A 16,094-nucleotide genomic window follows, 5' to 3' on the forward strand; every position below is an offset into this window, starting at 1 on the left:
AAATTCACCTGCGACTGCTACACTGCAGGCTGAATTAGTGAAAAAGAGAAAACATGACGGTCAAAGATCCGCATCTTGCGCGTGAGCAAGAAAAATATGAAAACCCTATCCCTAGTCGGGAATTTATCCTCGAACACTTAAAGCAGCGGCAACAACCTGCCTACTTTGAAGAGTTGGCCGCTGAATTAAAGCTGACAGACGATGAGGCGATGTTTGCGCTGAAAAAACGTCTGCGTGCTATGGAACGTGACGGCCAGTTGCTGTTTAACAAAAGCAAACGTTATGGTCTGGTCGACGACCTGGATTTAGTTAAAGGTACTGTGTTAGGACACCGCGATGGTTTTGGCTTCTTAAAGCTGGAACAAGGTGGTCCGGACTGGTTTATTCCTAACTTTGAAATGAAACGTCTACTGCACGGCGACGTGGTGCTGGCATCGAAAAGCGATTTTGCCAGCCGCGACAAAGTAGAAGCCCGTATAGTCCGCATTTTAGAACCTCGTAATGAACCTATAGTAGGCCGTTATTTTAAAGATTTTGCTTTAGGTGTGGTGGTACCAGACGATCCACGTTTGAGCCAGGACATTGTGATACCACCAGGTGAAGAAGGCGCAGCGCGTCATGGTCAGGTGGTGTTGGTTGAAATCAGCCAACGTCCAAGCAAAAGAGTAAACGCCGTAGGTAAAGTGATTGAAGTGCTGGGCGAACATATGGCGCCTGGTATGGAAATCGAAATCGCTATTCGTAACCATCAGATCCCTCACGAGTTTTCCAAAGCTATTGAACAGCAAGTGGCAGGTTATGGCACTGAAGTGCCGGAAGAAGCCAAAGCTGGCCGCGTTGATTTAACGCAATTGGGTTTGATTACTATAGATGGCGAAGATGCCCGTGACTTTGATGACGCAGTGTATTGTGAACGCAAAGCCGATGGCGGCTGGCATTTATGGGTCGCTATAGCGGATGTCAGCGCTTATGTGCTGCCAGACACTCCGCTGGACAAAGAAGCGCTGGACCGTGGTAACTCGGTGTATTTCCCGGACCATGTAGTGCCTATGCTGCCTGAAGTGTTATCCAACGGTTTATGTTCATTGAACCCACACACTGACCGGCTTTGTTTTGTTGCTGAAATGCATATCAGTAAACAAGGCAAACTGGATGGTTATCAGTTCTATGAAGCCGTGATGCACTCCAGTGCACGTCTGACTTACAACAAGGTTCACGCCATATTAGAAGGTGATCCGAAGTTACGTCAGCAATACGAAGCCAACTTAACCAATATAGATAACCTGTTTTCGCTGTATAAACAAATGGCGAAAGTGCGGGCCGAGCGGGGGGCTATTGAATTTGAAACGGTCGAAACCCGTTTTATCTTTAACAGCCATCGTAAAATTGAACAAATCGTGCCAATTCACCGCAACGAAGCGCATAAGATCATTGAAGAATGTATGATTTTAGCCAACGTGTCGGCCGCTAAGCTGATTGAAAAACATGAGGCTTTTGCCTTGTTCCGTGTGCATGAGCGCCCGGATGGCGATCGTTTTGCCAACTTCAGACGTTTCCTGGCTGAATTAGGTATTGAAGCTAATCTGCCTGTGGAACCAACCCCTTTGGATCTGATGCTGACTTTGCAAAAACTGCAGGACAGACCGGATAAAGAGCTGATTGAAACCACGATGCTGCGCTCAATGAAGCAGGCTGTGTATCAGGGCGATAACCTGGGGCACTTTGGTCTGGCGTTAGAAGCTTATGCACACTTTACCTCGCCTATTCGTCGTTATCCTGATCTGGTATTGCACCGTGCTATTAAAGCCATTTTGCAAACTCAGGGTCAGAAAGTGACTGGGCCTAAAGGTTACACTGAAAAACAAATTCATCCTTTGGGTGAACAATGTTCAATGACGGAACGCCGTGCTGACGATGCCACCCGTGAAGTCGCAGATTGGCTGAAGTGTGAGTATATGCAGGATCACATTGGCGACAGCTTCAAAGGTGTGGTGTCGACCGTCACTAACTTTGGTTTGTTTGTACGGATCACAGATCTTTACATCGAAGGTTTAGTGCATGTCACTTCGCTTCAGAATGACTACTACCATTTTGATACTGAGCGTCAGGTGCTTCGTGGTGAGCATAGCAATGTGCAATACCGTATGGGCGACCTGATTGAAGTCAAAGTGCTGGCGGTGAACCTGGAAGCTCGCAAAATTGATTTAGGCATAGTGGGCATGGAAAAACGCACGACGTCCAATCGTAAAATCAGTGCCAGCAAAAAGGCCGCTATGACACCAGCGGAAGAAAAAGCCTCGATGCGCAAAAAAGGTGCCCGTAAAGCCGGTATTGAGCAGACAGCTCCAGCTAAAGCGGGCAAGAAACCAGCGGGTAAAAAGCCTACAGCGAAAAAACCAGCAGGTAGCAAGCCAGCGGCTAAAAGTCCGGCAGCGAAAAGCCCTGCGGGTCCGCGGCCAGGTAAAGCACCGCGTAAGCGTAAGTAACAGCCAGGTCAGTGTTTTTGCTACACTATACCCAAATTAATTGGAGTTGCAGCGCGGCGACAAGCGTTCGAGACCCCATGAGCATAGTTGTCCTATGTGATTGGGGCGAGATACCGCAGTCAACAAAGCTGCGGCTTCAAGTAAGAAGGGTATAGACGCTAGTTAAACTGAGCCCGGTGTTACCGGGCTCGGTCATTTTTAAAGAGGTTGCGATGAGCGCAGATTTTGTATTTGGTATTCATGCGGTAAGTGCGTTATTTGAACGTGCGCCGGAAGATGTTCTTGAACTTTTTATCTTAAAAGACAAAGACGATCAGCGTTTACAGCCGTTGCTGAAATTCGCCCGTGATTTTGGCGTGTCAGTGCAGTACTGCAACCGCCGAGCTTTAGATGAAAAGGTCAATGGTGCGCAGCATCAGGGCGTGGTGGCTAAAGCCCGTGCTCAGCAATCAGGCAATGAGCAGGATTTAGCCCGCATTGTCTCTGAACAATCCAGTCCTTTTATTCTGATTTTAGATGGCATTACCGACCCACATAACTTAGGTGCTATTTTACGTAGTGCCGATGCTGCCGGTGTGCATGCAGTGGTGGCAGCTAAAGACAGGTCAGTCAAAGTCACACCTGTGGTGCGTAAAGTGGCTTGTGGTGCCGCAGAAGTCGTGCCTTTCATCACTGTGACTAACTTAGCCCGTACTATTCGTGAATTAAAAGACGCTGGTATTTGGGTGGTAGGCGCTGCAGGTGAAACTGAAACGACAATTTATCAAACCAAACTGAATGGCCCTCTGGCCATAGCCATGGGCGCTGAAGGGGATGGTTTACGTCGTCTGACCCGCGAATTGTGTGACTCGCTGATGAAAATCCCTATGTTTGGTTCTGTCTCGAGCTTAAACGTATCGGTCGCGACCGGTATTTGCTTATTTGAAGCTGTACGTCAGCGCCAGTAATCTGTTGGGGAGCAGACCTTGCAGACTGCCCCCCAACTTTTAACTCTGACTTAAAAGGGCCGGATCCAATAACTTTTCTAACTCTGCTCTGCTATAACTGGTTTGCTCCACAGCCACATCAATCACAGGCCGTTTTTCTTTGTAAGCCTGTTTGGCAATATCCGCCGCTTTTAAATACCCAATCAATGGATTCAAAGCCGTCACCAGAATAGGGTTACGCGACAAGGCCTCGTTTATTTTGTCTTCCTGCACCGTAAATCCCGCTATGGCTTTTTCACCTAAAGCAGAACTTGCTGAACTTAACAGCTCCAGACTTTGTAAGATGTTATGGGCTATCACAGGCAACATCACATTGAGCTCAAAGTTGCCCGACTGACCAGCCACTGTAATGGTGGCATCGTTGCCTATCACCTGGGCCGCCACCATGGCTACAGCCTCTGGGATCACCGGGTTCACTTTACCCGGCATAATGGAAGAGCCTGGTTGCAACGCAGGCAGAGCTATTTCACCTAAACCCGCTAGTGGGCCAGAGTTCATCCAACGTAAGTCATTGGCTATTTTCATTAAAGCCACTGCCAGCACTTTAGTGGCACCTGATAAAGCTACAATAGAGTCTTGCGAGCCTAAACTTAAAAAGAAGTTGGAGCTGGGTTGAAATTTTAAACCTGTCTGCTGACTTAACTTCTGACAAAACAGAGCGGCAAAATCCGGATGGGCGTTCACACCAGTACCCACTGCTGTGCCGCCCTGAGCTAGCGCTAATACCTGTTGCTGGGCAAACTCCAGTTGCTGCCGGGCATGGGCAATTTGGGCTTGCCAGCCGGATAACACCTGAGCAAAAGTCACAGGCATCGCATCCATTAAATGAGTGCGGCCAGTTTTGACGATATGCCCAACCTCTTGAGCTTTAGTCGCTATCATAGCTTCAAGCCTGACCAGCGTCTCAATCAACTGATGATTGGCAACAGCTGCACTTAAATGAATGGCAGTTGGAATGACATCATTGCTGCTTTGGCCCAGATTAATATGATCGTTAGGGCTAATAGCCAGGCCTGAACTTTTACTGGCTAAAGTGGCCAGTACTTCATTCACATTCATATTGGTGCTGGTGCCAGATCCTGTCTGAAACAGGTCGATAGGGTAGTGCGCCATATCCAGTTCAAGCAGTTGCTGCTTTGCAGCAGAATGAATAGCCGAAGCAATTTCTGGTTGCAGTAACTTAAGCTCAAGATTGGCGGCAGCTGCAGCTTGTTTCACTCGAAGCACAGCTTTAATAAAAGCCGGAGGCATCGTTAGCTGACTGATTTGAAAGTTATCCAAAGCGCGCTGCGTTTGCGCCTGATACAAGGCTTCGGCTGGTAGTTGCACTTCACCCATACTGTCGCGTTCTGTTCTGAAACCCATGCCTAATTCCCGCTTATTTCCTGACCATTGAGAAATGTTATGGGGCCGCTTCAGATAAAAAGCAATATTCAGGTTGAATTGACACTCTAGCCTAATAAAAATCTGTATTGCTGCTTGTTTTAACAGCAAGAAACCCCTAGAATACAGCCCCTTCGGCCATCCAGAACGTTCCTTGCCTCTATGCGAGTCTGGCCGAGCTCACCCGAGGCTAACTAACCGTAAGGAGCTACAATGCGTCATTACGAAATCGTGTTTATGGTTCACCCAGATCAAAGTGAACAAGTTCCAGGAATGATCGAGCGTTACACTGGCGCGATCAAAGAAGCTGGTGGTTCAATTCACCGCTTAGAAGACTGGGGCCGTCGTCAATTAGCTTATCCAATCGAAAAGCTGCACAAAGCTCACTATGTTCTGATGAACGTAGAAGCGCCACAGGCAGTAATTGACGAGCTGGAAACTAACTTCCGCTTCAACGACGCTGTATTGCGTAACCTGATCATGCGCACTAACACTGCTGTGACTGAGCCATCACCAATGGCTAAGGTACGTGAAGAACGTCGTGACCGTGCTCCTCGTGATTCAGATGAGCTGGTAGCAAACGACGAGTAATTTGCAGATGGACAATAGCCTGGTCGTGACTGGCACTATCTGCCGTCAGGTCGACCACAGCGAAAGTCCGGCCGGTATTCCTCACAGTTATTTAGTGATTGAGCACCAATCGGTGCAGCAGGAAGCCGGTTTTAACCGTCAGGCTTATGTCAGGCTACAAGTAGTCTGTGCCGGAGCCGGGTTAGCGCAACAAACTCACAATTTGAAACTGGGAAACAAAGTTCGGGTGTCAGGTTTTTTAAACCGTCATCAGAGCCGCAGCGGTCAGTCTAAACTGGTGTTGCATGCCCAACAGATTGAAATATTAAGTTAGGAGAAATTTCATGGCTCGTTATTTCCGTCGCCGTAAATTCTGCCGTTTCTCTGCAGAAGGCGTGATTGAGATCGATTACAAAGATACAGCTACGTTAAAAAATTATGTCACTGAAAGTGGCAAAATTGTCCCAAGCCGTATCACTGGTACCAGCGCTAAGTATCAACGTCAATTAGCTCGCGCTATCAAACGCGCCCGCTACCTGGCCTTGTTACCATACAGCGATTCACACAGCTAAGCAGCGACTGGTTAAACCGTATACAGAGAGGGTATTACAATGGAAATTATTCTGTTGGACAAAGTCGCTAACCTGGGTGGTTTAGGCGACAACGTAACTGTTAAATCTGGTTATGCTCGTAACTTCTTATTCCCACAAGGAAAAGCAGTTCCAGCGACCAAAGCTAACATCGAAAAATTCGAACAGCGTCGCGCTGAGTTAGAAGCCAAACTGGCTGAAACTTTAGCTGCTTCTCAAGCTCGTGCTGAGAAGATCGCTGCTCTGGCTGAAGTGACTTTAGCTTCTAAAGCGGGTGACGAAGGCAAGTTGTTCGGTTCAGTGGGTACACGTGATATTGCTGATGCTATCACTGCTGCAGGTGTTGCAGTAGCGAAAGCTGAAGTGAAGTTACCTAACGGTACTATCCGTGAAACTGGCGAATTCAACATCGCACTGCAGTTGCACGCAGAAGTAACAGCTACTATCAAAGTAGTAGTGGTTGCTGAGGCTTAATAAGCCTTTTGGGCACACAGTTTTGTGTGCCCAATCCCTTCCCGCTTTACCTTCGCTTTTGCACTAAAAAAATTCCGCTTAACTGATTTTTCCAAACTTTTAACCATGCTTTAATGGTAGGCTATCGCTCCCTGACAGGCGCTATCAGCCTGTGACCTAATTTCTAGAACTTCTGGTGTTATGGACAATAAGCAAAGAGATAAACAAGTCGCTGCGGTAAAAATGCCGCCACATTCCATTGAAGCCGAGCAATCCGTACTGGGTGGCTTGATGCTGGACAATGATGCCTGGGATAAAGTCTCAGAAAAAGTGGTAGAGCAGGACTTCTATTTACGTTCACATCGCTTTATTTTTTCCGCCATGTCGCGCGTGGCAGAAGCCAACCAGCCGATCGACTTAATTACGGTATCCGAAGATTTAGAGCGTAATCAGCAACTAGCAGACGTCGGTGGTTTTGCTTATTTAGGCGAGATTGCAAAAAATACCCCAAGTGCCGCCAATATTCTGGCCTATGCCGAGATAGTACGAGAGCGTGCTGTGGTGCGGGATATGATTGCAGTGGCGCACGATATTGCCGATGCAGGTTATGACCCACAAGGCCGCAACAGTGCTGAGCTTTTGGACTTCGCTGAAACTAAAGTCTTTAAAATTGCTGAACAGCGCGCCAACTCGAATGAAGGCCCTGAGCCTATCAACAGCATTCTGTCTAAAACCATAGACAAAATAGATGAGCTATTCCGTAACCCAAGCGCCGGTGGTTTAACAGGTGTATCCACGGGTTATATGGATCTGGATAAAATGACCAACGGCATGCAGCCGTCCGATCTGATCATTGTGGCGGCTCGTCCTTCTATGGGTAAAACCACTTTTGCGATGAACCTGTGTGAACACGCCGCTATCACCAGCGACAAACCTGTGCTTATTTTCAGCTTAGAGATGCCGTCCGAACAAATTATGATGAGGATGCTGGCGTCTTTAGGTCGTATTGACCAAACCAAAGTGCGGACAGGCCAGTTGGATGACGAAGATTGGGCGCGTTTATCCTCTGCCATAGAACTTCTGAACAGCAAAGGCAAAATGTATATTGATGACGCTTCAGGCTTAACACCGACTGAAGTGCGTTCCCGTGCCCGTCGTGTGGCGCGTGAGCATGGTGGCCTGAGCATGATCATGGTCGACTACCTGCAGCTGATGACGGTGCCAGGTTTATCGGAAAACCGTACTTTAGAAATCGCCGAAATTTCGCGTTCACTCAAAGCTTTAGCTAAAGAATTAAAAGTGCCAGTAGTGGCCTTATCGCAGCTAAACCGTAGTTTGGAACAACGGGCCGACAAACGTCCTGTGAACTCCGACTTAAGGGAATCTGGTTCTATTGAGCAGGATGCCGACTTAATTATGTTTATCTACCGTGATGAGGTCTATCACGACGATAGCCCGGATAAAGGCACGGCTGAGGTGATTATAGGTAAACAGCGTAACGGCCCTATAGGTCGTATTCGCCTGACCTTCCATGGCCGCTATTCACGTTTTGACAACTATGCCGGAACAGCACGTTTTGAGGACGAGTATTAATGAGTCGTCGTCCACAGGCCCGTATTGATTTAGCGGCCTTATTGCATAATTTACAACACCTCCGTGCAGCCGCTCCCAACAGCAAAGTGTTGGCGGTATTAAAAGCCAATGCCTATGGCCATGGTTTATTGAAAGTGGCCGAACAGTTAAAAGACGCCAGTGCTTTTGGTGTAGCCCGCATCGATGAAGCTTTGATGCTGCGCGCCGGTGGTATCGTCAAACCCATAGTACTGCTGGAAGGTTTTTTCCATGCGGATGAATTACCGCAAGTGGTTGCCAGTAACTTACAGGTGGTGGTGCATCATCCAAGTCAGGTTGACGCTTTGCTGGCGGCAGAGCTCGATGCGCCTATCCATGTCTGGCTAAAAATGGACAGCGGTATGCACCGTTTAGGTTTATTGCCACAAGAGTTTCTGCAGGCTTATCAGCAGTTGTGTCAAAGTGCTAATGTGATCCAGCCTATGCGGCTGATGACGCATTTTGCCAGCGCTGATGAGCTGATGGTTGAGAGCACCCAACAGCAGATCGATCTCTTTATGAAAACTGTTGAAGGTTTGGCAGGTGAGCTTTGTTTGGCCAATTCTGCCGGCACTTTGGCCTGGCCACAAAGCCATGGTCATTGGATCCGCCCTGGTATAGCTTTATACGGTGTTTCCCCTATGGAGCAGGGCAGAGCAGAGCAACATCAGTTAAAAGCTGTGATGAGCTTCAGCAGCAGCGTTATTGCAGTGCGTGATGTGAAAAAAGGCGACAAAGTGGGGTATGGCGGTACTTGGACTGCGCCCACTGATACCCGCTTAGCAGTGGTGGCTGTAGGTTATGGTGATGGCTATCCAAGAGCGGCCAGCAATGGTTGCCCTGTACTGATTAAAGGTGAGCGGTATCCGATAGTTGGTCGTGTTTCTATGGATATGACCACAGTCGATATTGGCAAGGCTGATGTACAGATTGGTGACGAAGTGCTGTTATGGGGTGCCGATCTGCCGGTTGAAGAAATTGCGGAGCGGGTACAAACCATTCCGTACGAGCTGCTATGTAACATCACCAGCAGGGTCGAATTCCGATATCAGGAATAAAAATGGGGTCAGATCACATTGTTAACAGTTAACAATGTGATCTGACCCCATTTTCGTTAATTATTCGTCGAAGCTGACTTCAATAAACACTTTGCCGAAGTCTGAATCAAAAGGCATCAGAATTTTCGCACCAGTCGTCTTGTGGGTAATAGTGTGGCCTTTACCTGACACAACTACAGGAGTCGCCATACTGAATTCATGGCCTTTTTCGCCGAGAATACGTTTCGCACCACCAGTCACCATGTTGGTGATTTCTCCAACCATGTCCGTGACTTCTTCGTTAATACTGTCAGGTTTTTCACCCAACATTCTGGACATGATTTCCAGCGCCAAAGATTCTTCAAACGTGACTGAGAACGACCCTTTTGTGGTTGGGCCTATCATACCAATCAAACCTGATACTTCACCGCGAGCCTGTTCATCTTTCTTTAATCGTGGCTGTCCGGGCACAATTTTTGTATTGGCCATGGTACCTAACACGTTGACTAACGAAGAGAGAAACGGATTTACATACTCAACATTCATTTAATTAGCCTGTTCGGAGTCTAGACCTGATTGCGTTGCCAACTTCAAGATTAGGTGGCTCTGCTTTATAACACAAGTCTAGCTTATTGTTTTGGTATGAATTTTTCTAAATTATTTACAATTTTATGCTGTTCTAGTCACTAAAATAGCCAGTGTGACCAGAAGGCGTCAAGCGGATTCAGTCGTTTGACGCTTTTTTCAGACAACTTTGGCAACTGCCGTGAGCCTCCACAGTTTGCCTTTGAATTAAAAAGCCTTTTTCAGAGGCTAATTTTACAAGTTCTTGTTGTAACGGAGACGAATGTAATTCCTCTACATGACCACATTGATCGCAGATCAACAGCTGAGCAGGATGATGTTGCTCAAAGTGATGACAGAGTAAAAATGCGTTGGTCGATTCAATTTTATGAATAAACCCCTGCTCAGTCAGAAAGTCCAATGCCCGATAAATAGTGGCTGGTTTAGCCGCTGGTTCACTCGCTTTTAACTGTTCCAGTAATTCATATGCACCAATACCACCGTGAGTATCCGCCAATAAGCGGAATACTTTTTCTCGTATGGTAGTAAAACGCGCGCCATTCACATCACAAATATGGCGTGCTCTGGTGACCAAAGATTCAATCGACATAACTCAGCCCACTCTCGTAGCAATAGCGGCAGTTTATCACAGAAGTTTGTTCACTCCAGCTTTTGAGTTGGGATTTCCTGATACAAAACAGAAGTTAAGTCATATATGTACCAGAGCCTCTTTTTTATTCTTTATCTCTTCGTTTTATCAAGGGCGTCGGAGAGTCTCACTTCGTAGCTAGCTGTTTTTAGAGGAGCGCAAGGCAATAAGCGCATAGATTTATAAAGACGTTATCTGCGGCAGACCTATTCTTTGTGCCTTTAAAAGGTTGAAAAGTAATCTAACAGTGATTTTTTGTATTAATTTGTTTGTTTAAGTGTAAAAGTTTGTATATATTGTCGCCGTTTTCTTAGGCTGTATGGTCTGTTGTATCAGTCTAAGTGAAAACACAAATGGCAAACTGTTCCGAAAGGTCAGGACGCAAAGCCGCTGGTCTACTTACTTCTTTGATGAAGTATATGATGGCAGTGGTTGCATGTACTCACTCAGCTTCCTCTGATTTAAAGTATCTGGTCCTCCTTCTTTATAGTTATAAGTTTCTTTGCAGAATCTTTGCCCTTCTTGCCAACAGCCATAAGTTGCTGTGGTTATTTTATAGCCTTTGAGTGCAGTCCTCAGTTGTACTCAGGTTTTTTGTTTGTATGGAGTTTTTCAATGTTGAAAAGGAAGTTAGCCCTCGGCGTGATCTGTGGTTTCACTTTGTCTGGACTAGTTGCATGTGGTGGCGGTGGAGGTTCGTCTGAACCTGCATCACAGGGGAATTCAACTACTCCGGCCCCAGCTCCAATTCCTACACCCGAGCCTTCGGCTACCAATACAGTCAAGTTTTCCGCAGGCACTTATGTGCGCGAGAATCAGGGCACTATTTCCGAAGCCGTTGTGGTCGACGATACTATGTATTACGTCAGCTTTGAGACTGACGGCACCATGTGGTCTCGTGTCGACAAAGTGAAAGACTATGTTGTCGCTGATAAGATTGTTGATGCTCCGGCTGTCTATCAACTCGCGGATCAAACTATGGTTAATTCAGGACAGTTTGATGCAACGCTTACTATCAATAGCGATAAAGTGATTAGCTCAATGACAGGTTTGGCTTTGTCTATGGGTAACAGTTTCTTTCTCAATGGCAATAGATTTAACCCAGTTGAAAATATTACAGATCTTAGCAAGTTGAATGGTCAATGGATTAGCTCCGATTTTCGAAGTGTCCAAATTGACGGCAACACCACATTCAGTGCTGTTGATGCAAACAACTGTCAAATCAGTGGCATTTTAAGTGCGAAGTCCAATGGTGTGTTTGCAGCAACCTTAACTTATAGCAGCTGCGACAAAGCGGGCAGCTACGAAGGTGTCTTATGGTCATACAACTTTAATGATGTGACTTACCTGAAGTGGTTTGGTTTAGACAACGGTAACAAGGCTGTAAGCGCTTCGTTAGATACTGTTGCATCTGAGCAGGAACAATTGGCTTTGTCCGGTAAGTTAAATACGGCCTTTTACGCCAACACTACGGGCAAAATCTTATTTACCAAAAGCAACAAAGTCTATTATTCAGGCGGTAACAATGGTGGAAAATACTTTTTTGAGTATCAGACACCTGCTGATGTCACTACCTTGAACGCGGCAGGTCAAGGTATTACCTGGCCAGTCAAAACTGCTGTAAAGGCTTCATTAAAACTGATGGTGCCGAAATTGACGGGCCAGGCTGTGGAAGGTGAAATCACGTACGACACGGACCTGTCTGAATCCTTTTTCAACCTGCAACCTGTGCCAAAACAATCTTTATTAAGCTCAGTGACGGGGAATTGGGGTGAGTTGAGTATCGCTGATAATGGTAGTTTAAGTGGTAAGTTATTGGATTGTACTGTAGTGAGCGGTACTGTATCCGGCTACGAAAACTCTATCGCTGACATTGCACTAGAGTTAACCTCTTGTGATGGGGCTGGTTCATATTCAGGTGTCGTTACCGCTCAGGATTTGGAAAAAGACCGTTTAATGTTGTTTGTTCATCTAAATAATAACACTGATGTTTCAGTTGGAATTATTAGTGGTGGTTTAGATCGTACTAACTAATGGTTGGCCGGACAGAGTCGCTTTGCGCTCTGTCTGCTATTTATCTGACTCGCCTCGCTGTTTTAAGTCTCTGAATCGAAGACGAAAATTTGCGAGGCGAAAACTAGCCTAAACCTTCTTTTTTATTTGTATGTTTCGTCGTTAATTTATGGTTAATTAATTCTTTGCTATCCTACGCCAAAGCAACTAATATGCCGCGCCCCTGACTTCGTCTTGTAACTAAAGAGTAACAAATGATTACAGTCAACTTTGAGCATAAGCATAAACTAATGAGTAACTTTGCATGTTAGAACAGCACTCCATGAATCCAGAAGTTATTCCAAAAATTATTCATTATGTTTGGGTAGGTACTGCCCCGAAAACAGAACTGGCTTTACGTTGTATTGCCAGCTGGAAGAAGTTTTTACCAGATTACGAAATTATCGAATGGAATAATGAGCGTTTCGCTGCTTTAAATAATCGTTATGCTCAAGAGGCTTTCGCAGCGAAAAAATGGGCTTTTGTGTCAGATTTCCTGCGTCTTTATGCGCTCCGGGAAATGGGCGGATTTTATTTTGATACCGACTTAGAGTTAACTGCAGATCTGCAGCCATTTCGTCATCACGGATTTGTCATTGGTTTTGAGAATTTTAAAGGACGTGTAGCGCCACTCTCAGCAATGATTGGGGCAGCCCCCCGTCATGCGGTCGTTGAAAAGTTGCTAAGCGCTTATGACAGCAAATCTTTTTACAAAGCAGATGGTTCTGAAGATTTAACACCGAATACCGGGTTGTTCAGTGATATATTTGCCCAAAGTTTTGGTTTGAGTAAACCCTACGCGAGTGACCAGATCAATCAATTAACCGAAGATGCTTTCATTTATCCTAGTCATTACTTTTGCACACCTGAACCGGGTAAAGAAAACTTCAGTATTCACCACTTCAATGGTTCTTGGTTTGAGGAATACAGCCGGAAATTGCTGGTTTATCTGGCAGGGTATCAGTTACTGCGCTTGAAGCGTAATAAAGTCCGTAGCGGTGAGCTACCGTTAAAACAAGGCGAGAGAAAAATAGCTTTGCTGGAGCTAAGTTCGCGTTATAGCTTGTTATTGCTTAAATCTCAGCCCTGATCACCACAAACTCCGCTTTACGCTGAAATGCCGGGCTGTCTGGTGTATACTCGCGCGATTTTTCTACACTCTGTATTTAGAGCCGAAGAAAACAGCAGATTAACCAGATGGCAGCCGTTTTATGATGAGTTCGACTAATTCCCCCTCAAAGCCTGTGATTATGGATCACCGTTTCTCCATTGCCCCTATGCTGGACTGGACTGATAGGCATTGCCGTTATTTCCACAGATTATTGTCACAGCACGCTGTGCTCTATACCGAAATGGTCACTACAGGCGCTATCATTTATGGTCAGGGTGATTATCTGGCCTTTAATGAAGAAGAACATCCAGTGGTTGTGCAGCTGGGCGGCTCGGATCCAAAAGACATGGCGCACAGTGCTAAGCTTTGCCAGGAGCGGGGTTACGACGCTATCAATATCAACGTCGGTTGTCCGTCGGACAGAGTGCAAAACGGTATGTTTGGTGCTTGCCTGATGGCCAAACCTGAATTAGTCGCTGCCTGTATCCATGAAATGCGTTCTGTGGTGGATATTCCTGTCACAGTAAAAAGCCGTATTGGTATTGATGATCACGACAGCTATCAGTTTTTAGTGGATTTTATCGGCACTATCGCTGAATCCGGCTGTAACCAGTTTATAGTGCATGCCCGCAAAGCCTGGTTAAGTGGTTTAAGCCCCAAAGAGAACCGCGAAATTCCGCCTCTGGATTATGAAAGAGTCTATCAGCTGAAAAAAGATTTCCCGCAGTTAGATATCTCCATCAATGGTGGTGTGAAAACGCTGGCTGACTGTTTAACCCATTTGCAGCACGTCGATGGGGTTATGGTTGGACGTGAAGCCTATGCTAACCCTTTGATATTGGCACAAATTGATGCAGCTATTTATAACAACCCACGCGTGGTGCCCACGCCGCATCAGGTGGTTGAGCTGATGTTGCCTTATATTGAACGCCAGATGGCACAAGGTGCACGCTTCTGGCATATAGCACGGCATATGCTTGGGTTGTTTCAGGGCGTGCCTGGTGCTCGCTTATGGCGCCGGCATTTAAGTGAAATAGGCCACTTACCGACCAGTGGTCCACAGGTGATGCTGGATGCTCTGAAAAAGGTGCCGCAGCTTTAATTTCGAAAACAAAAAAGTGGTGAATTTCACCACTTTTTTGTTTTTAATCTTTGTGTATTTTTTTGATTATTCTTTTTATTTTATTTAATTCATTAAATATCAGTGATTTAGTAAATTTTTTCAGTATGGCATGCACCTTGAAATAGACATAGTGAACTTCACTACTCATTAAGGAGCACGACCATGAAAACACTTGCTACATTAGTCCTTGTTACCACTGCAGCTTTTGCTGTGACTCCAGCAGCGCAAGCCAATGAACTGAGCTTACCTTCAGTCAATACACAAGCCGTTAGTGTGTTAGCTGCCGAATTGATGAGCCAGCAAATGGCTGAGTTAAAAGTTGCTATTCTGGAGCAAAGCCAAAAAGCTCTGGCTGAACTGGCAACCACTTTAGCGACCACCACTGAAACTGAAAAAGAAACTGTAATTGCAGTAGCTAAGGTGGACTAGGGATGCTGAGTTTAACATTAGGGTTGTTGGGTTTATTTTTATTACCCGTAGTTAGTGTTGGCCTGGTGTCTGTGATCTGGCATTGGTTATTACCGCCTTTCGATATTCCTTCTTCAACCCGGTTTTAAGTAGTACCGGGTTTTGCTTTTTTACGTCCTCTCCTGCTTTCCTGTTTGTATCTGTCGATCCCTTTAGATCTACCAATTTTCAAACTTGTCTGAAGTGTCATCCTGCTGTATTTGCATGCCTGAGTTTAGTCTCAATAGGCTGTTTTTAAATCAGCTAAAAAGTGGTCAAAAATACTACTTTCGTGTTTTGAATGAAATTTGAGCTATAAAGGTTTTGTTGTTTTTATTTGATTAAGTTCATTAAAAACAATGGTTTAAAATTTATTTTCAAATTGGCACAACAGCTGCAACGTATAGATATCAACAGATGAACTGATGATGAATTAAACCACTAACTAAGGTTGAGGAGAGTCAAAATGGAAATAGCAGCACTGATGGTTGTATTAGCTTGGTTCGGTATTGTTGCAAGCTGGGCAGCTGACGAAGTCTAAATAGCAAAGCGTTGGTGAGTACCAGCAAAAGCACAAATAAAGGTTAGGAGAGTCAAAATGGAAATAGTAGCACTGATGGTTGTATTAGCATGGTTTGGCATAGTAGGTAGCTGGGCCGTAGACGAAATCTGAACGGATTAATCCGGTGAAGGAGGAACAGGACATGTCGCTGATTATCATCAACATAGTCGTGGTCTGGGCTTTAGCTGGTTTGCTGTGGATGCTGGATAAAGCGGTAATTAACAAAGTTGGGGAGTAACGTGATGAGAAACGACAAAAACGCCTGGTTTGTAAACAAGGCTAAACGCAAAATTTCTGGTGTATGTGCAGGTTTTGCCGCCTATTATGATCAGCCGATTTGGGTTATTCGCGCACTTGTAGTGGTAATGGCATTCTGCTTTCCGGTCGCAGTTTTGGTTGCTTATATAGCCGCCGCTTTGATACTGCCAGAACGTTGGGTGTACTGATATGAATTTGTTCGCAACAGGCGA

General features: G+C 45.7%; 17 protein-coding genes and 1 riboswitch. Of the genes, 14 read left to right on the forward strand and 3 right to left on the reverse strand.

The genetic code is table 11. The annotated features are described in order from the left end of the window. Positions 1 to 53 precede the first annotated feature (53 nt). Entirely contained in the window at positions 54 to 2,486 is a 2,433-nt protein-coding gene (rnr, locus tag IEW88_RS01700) for a ribonuclease R (RefSeq protein ID WP_147902982.1), read from the forward strand. 212 nt (positions 2,487 to 2,698) lie between these two features. Then, positions 2,699 to 3,433: a 23S rRNA (guanosine(2251)-2'-O)-methyltransferase RlmB gene (gene rlmB / locus IEW88_RS01705; RefSeq protein WP_046520106.1), complete on the forward strand. Its 735-nt coding sequence runs from the start codon at positions 2,699 to 2,701 to the stop codon at positions 3,431 to 3,433. A gap of 39 nt (positions 3,434 to 3,472) precedes the next feature. On the opposite strand, the gene IEW88_RS01710 is transcribed toward rlmB, so the two are convergent. After that, positions 3,473 to 4,837: a class II fumarate hydratase gene (locus tag IEW88_RS01710; RefSeq protein ID WP_147902981.1), complete on the reverse strand. Its 1,365-nt coding sequence runs from the start codon at positions 4,835 to 4,837 to the stop codon at positions 3,473 to 3,475. Between the two features lie 231 nt (positions 4,838 to 5,068). Here IEW88_RS01710 and rpsF point away from each other — a divergent pair, with 231 nt between their 5' ends. The 6 genes from rpsF (at position 5,069) to alr (ending at position 9,137) form a co-directional block, all read left to right on the forward strand. Further along, the gene (gene rpsF, locus IEW88_RS01715) at positions 5,069 to 5,446 is read left to right on the forward strand and encodes a 30S ribosomal protein S6 (protein ID WP_046520104.1); all 378 of its coding nucleotides are present in this window, start codon (positions 5,069 to 5,071) and stop codon (positions 5,444 to 5,446) included. 7 nt (positions 5,447 to 5,453) lie between these two features. After that, a complete protein-coding gene (gene priB, locus IEW88_RS01720; RefSeq protein ID WP_127020188.1) occupies positions 5,454 to 5,759 on the forward strand; it encodes a primosomal replication protein N in 306 nt (101 codons plus the stop codon). Between the two features lie 10 nt (positions 5,760 to 5,769). Beyond that, complete coding sequence (rpsR, locus tag IEW88_RS01725; RefSeq protein WP_008899548.1) at positions 5,770 to 5,997, forward strand: 30S ribosomal protein S18; 228 nt, start codon at positions 5,770 to 5,772, stop codon at positions 5,995 to 5,997. A gap of 39 nt (positions 5,998 to 6,036) precedes the next feature. Beyond that, positions 6,037 to 6,489: a 50S ribosomal protein L9 gene (gene rplI, locus IEW88_RS01730; RefSeq protein WP_053423903.1), complete on the forward strand. Its 453-nt coding sequence runs from the start codon at positions 6,037 to 6,039 to the stop codon at positions 6,487 to 6,489. A 180-nt stretch (positions 6,490 to 6,669) separates the two neighbouring features. Continuing rightward, positions 6,670 to 8,061 (forward strand): replicative DNA helicase, encoded by a 1,392-nt coding sequence (gene dnaB / locus IEW88_RS01735; RefSeq protein WP_053423904.1) that lies wholly within the window; start codon positions 6,670 to 6,672, stop codon positions 8,059 to 8,061. Beyond that, positions 8,061 to 9,137, forward strand: a complete 1,077-nt coding sequence (gene alr / locus IEW88_RS01740) for an alanine racemase (RefSeq protein ID WP_147902980.1) — start codon at positions 8,061 to 8,063, stop codon at positions 9,135 to 9,137. The genes dnaB and alr overlap by 1 nt, the downstream gene beginning before the upstream one ends. Positions 9,138 to 9,197: 60 nt before the next feature. On the opposite strand, the gene IEW88_RS01745 is transcribed toward alr, so the two are convergent. Together IEW88_RS01745 and IEW88_RS01750 are read right to left on the reverse strand one after the other, a co-directional pair. Then, a complete protein-coding gene (locus IEW88_RS01745) occupies positions 9,198 to 9,662 on the reverse strand; it encodes a chemotaxis protein CheX (protein WP_053423906.1) in 465 nt (154 codons plus the stop codon). Positions 9,663 to 9,840: 178 nt separating this feature from the next. Then, positions 9,841 to 10,290, reverse strand: a complete 450-nt coding sequence (locus tag IEW88_RS01750; protein WP_147902979.1) for a transcriptional repressor — start codon at positions 10,288 to 10,290, stop codon at positions 9,841 to 9,843. A gap of 384 nt (positions 10,291 to 10,674) precedes the next feature. Further along, positions 10,675 to 10,769, forward strand: a riboswitch (cyclic di-GMP riboswitch). 175 nt (positions 10,770 to 10,944) lie between these two features. On the opposite strand from IEW88_RS01750, the gene IEW88_RS01755 reads away from it, so the two are divergent. The 6 genes from IEW88_RS01755 (at position 10,945) to IEW88_RS01775 (ending at position 16,070) form a co-directional block, all read left to right on the forward strand. Further along, positions 10,945 to 12,363: a hypothetical protein gene (locus IEW88_RS01755; RefSeq protein ID WP_147902978.1), complete on the forward strand. Its 1,419-nt coding sequence runs from the start codon at positions 10,945 to 10,947 to the stop codon at positions 12,361 to 12,363. 283 nt (positions 12,364 to 12,646) lie between these two features. Next, positions 12,647 to 13,471 (forward strand): glycosyltransferase family 32 protein, encoded by an 825-nt coding sequence (locus IEW88_RS01760; RefSeq protein WP_147902977.1) that lies wholly within the window; start codon positions 12,647 to 12,649, stop codon positions 13,469 to 13,471. Positions 13,472 to 13,592: 121 nt separating this feature from the next. Then, positions 13,593 to 14,594 (forward strand): tRNA dihydrouridine(20/20a) synthase DusA, encoded by a 1,002-nt coding sequence (gene dusA, locus IEW88_RS01765; protein WP_147902976.1) that lies wholly within the window; start codon positions 13,593 to 13,595, stop codon positions 14,592 to 14,594. A 183-nt stretch (positions 14,595 to 14,777) separates the two neighbouring features. Further along, complete coding sequence (locus IEW88_RS01770; protein WP_053423911.1) at positions 14,778 to 15,044, forward strand: hypothetical protein; 267 nt, start codon at positions 14,778 to 14,780, stop codon at positions 15,042 to 15,044. 2 nt (positions 15,045 to 15,046) lie between these two features. Next, positions 15,047 to 15,172, forward strand: a complete 126-nt coding sequence (locus IEW88_RS18765; RefSeq protein ID WP_260394360.1) for a hypothetical protein — start codon at positions 15,047 to 15,049, stop codon at positions 15,170 to 15,172. A 694-nt stretch (positions 15,173 to 15,866) separates the two neighbouring features. Beyond that, a complete protein-coding gene (locus tag IEW88_RS01775; RefSeq protein WP_053423912.1) occupies positions 15,867 to 16,070 on the forward strand; it encodes a PspC domain-containing protein in 204 nt (67 codons plus the stop codon). The last annotated feature ends 24 nt before the right edge of the window (positions 16,071 to 16,094 follow it).

Origin of the sequence: Rheinheimera tangshanensis (assembly GCF_014645135.1) — a bacterium.
In the GTDB taxonomy this organism is placed as follows: domain Bacteria; phylum Pseudomonadota; class Gammaproteobacteria; order Enterobacterales; family Alteromonadaceae; genus Pararheinheimera; species Pararheinheimera tangshanensis.

Bases quoted from the DNA above. Each gene is read 5' to 3' on its own strand.
- rnr (WP_147902982.1), top strand. From the start codon at position 54: ATGACGGTCAAAGATCCGCATCTTGCGCGTGAGCAAGAAAAATATGAA.
- rlmB (WP_046520106.1), top strand. From the start codon at position 2,699: ATGAGCGCAGATTTTGTATTTGGTATTCATGCGGTAAGTGCGTTATTT.
- IEW88_RS01710 (WP_147902981.1), bottom strand. From the start codon at position 4,837: ATGGGTTTCAGAACAGAACGCGACAGTATGGGTGAAGTGCAACTACCA.
- rpsF (WP_046520104.1), top strand. From the start codon at position 5,069: ATGCGTCATTACGAAATCGTGTTTATGGTTCACCCAGATCAAAGTGAA.
- priB (WP_127020188.1), top strand. From the start codon at position 5,454: ATGGACAATAGCCTGGTCGTGACTGGCACTATCTGCCGTCAGGTCGAC.
- rpsR (WP_008899548.1), top strand. From the start codon at position 5,770: ATGGCTCGTTATTTCCGTCGCCGTAAATTCTGCCGTTTCTCTGCAGAA.
- rplI (WP_053423903.1), top strand. From the start codon at position 6,037: ATGGAAATTATTCTGTTGGACAAAGTCGCTAACCTGGGTGGTTTAGGC.
- dnaB (WP_053423904.1), top strand. From the start codon at position 6,670: ATGGACAATAAGCAAAGAGATAAACAAGTCGCTGCGGTAAAAATGCCG.
- alr (WP_147902980.1), top strand. From the start codon at position 8,061: ATGAGTCGTCGTCCACAGGCCCGTATTGATTTAGCGGCCTTATTGCAT.
- IEW88_RS01745 (WP_053423906.1), bottom strand. From the start codon at position 9,662: ATGAATGTTGAGTATGTAAATCCGTTTCTCTCTTCGTTAGTCAACGTG.
- IEW88_RS01750 (WP_147902979.1), bottom strand. From the start codon at position 10,290: ATGTCGATTGAATCTTTGGTCACCAGAGCACGCCATATTTGTGATGTG.
- IEW88_RS01755 (WP_147902978.1), top strand. From the start codon at position 10,945: ATGTTGAAAAGGAAGTTAGCCCTCGGCGTGATCTGTGGTTTCACTTTG.
- IEW88_RS01760 (WP_147902977.1), top strand. From the start codon at position 12,647: ATGTTAGAACAGCACTCCATGAATCCAGAAGTTATTCCAAAAATTATT.
- dusA (WP_147902976.1), top strand. From the start codon at position 13,593: ATGATGAGTTCGACTAATTCCCCCTCAAAGCCTGTGATTATGGATCAC.
- IEW88_RS01770 (WP_053423911.1), top strand. From the start codon at position 14,778: ATGAAAACACTTGCTACATTAGTCCTTGTTACCACTGCAGCTTTTGCT.
- IEW88_RS18765 (WP_260394360.1), top strand. From the start codon at position 15,047: ATGCTGAGTTTAACATTAGGGTTGTTGGGTTTATTTTTATTACCCGTA.
- IEW88_RS01775 (WP_053423912.1), top strand. From the start codon at position 15,867: ATGAGAAACGACAAAAACGCCTGGTTTGTAAACAAGGCTAAACGCAAA.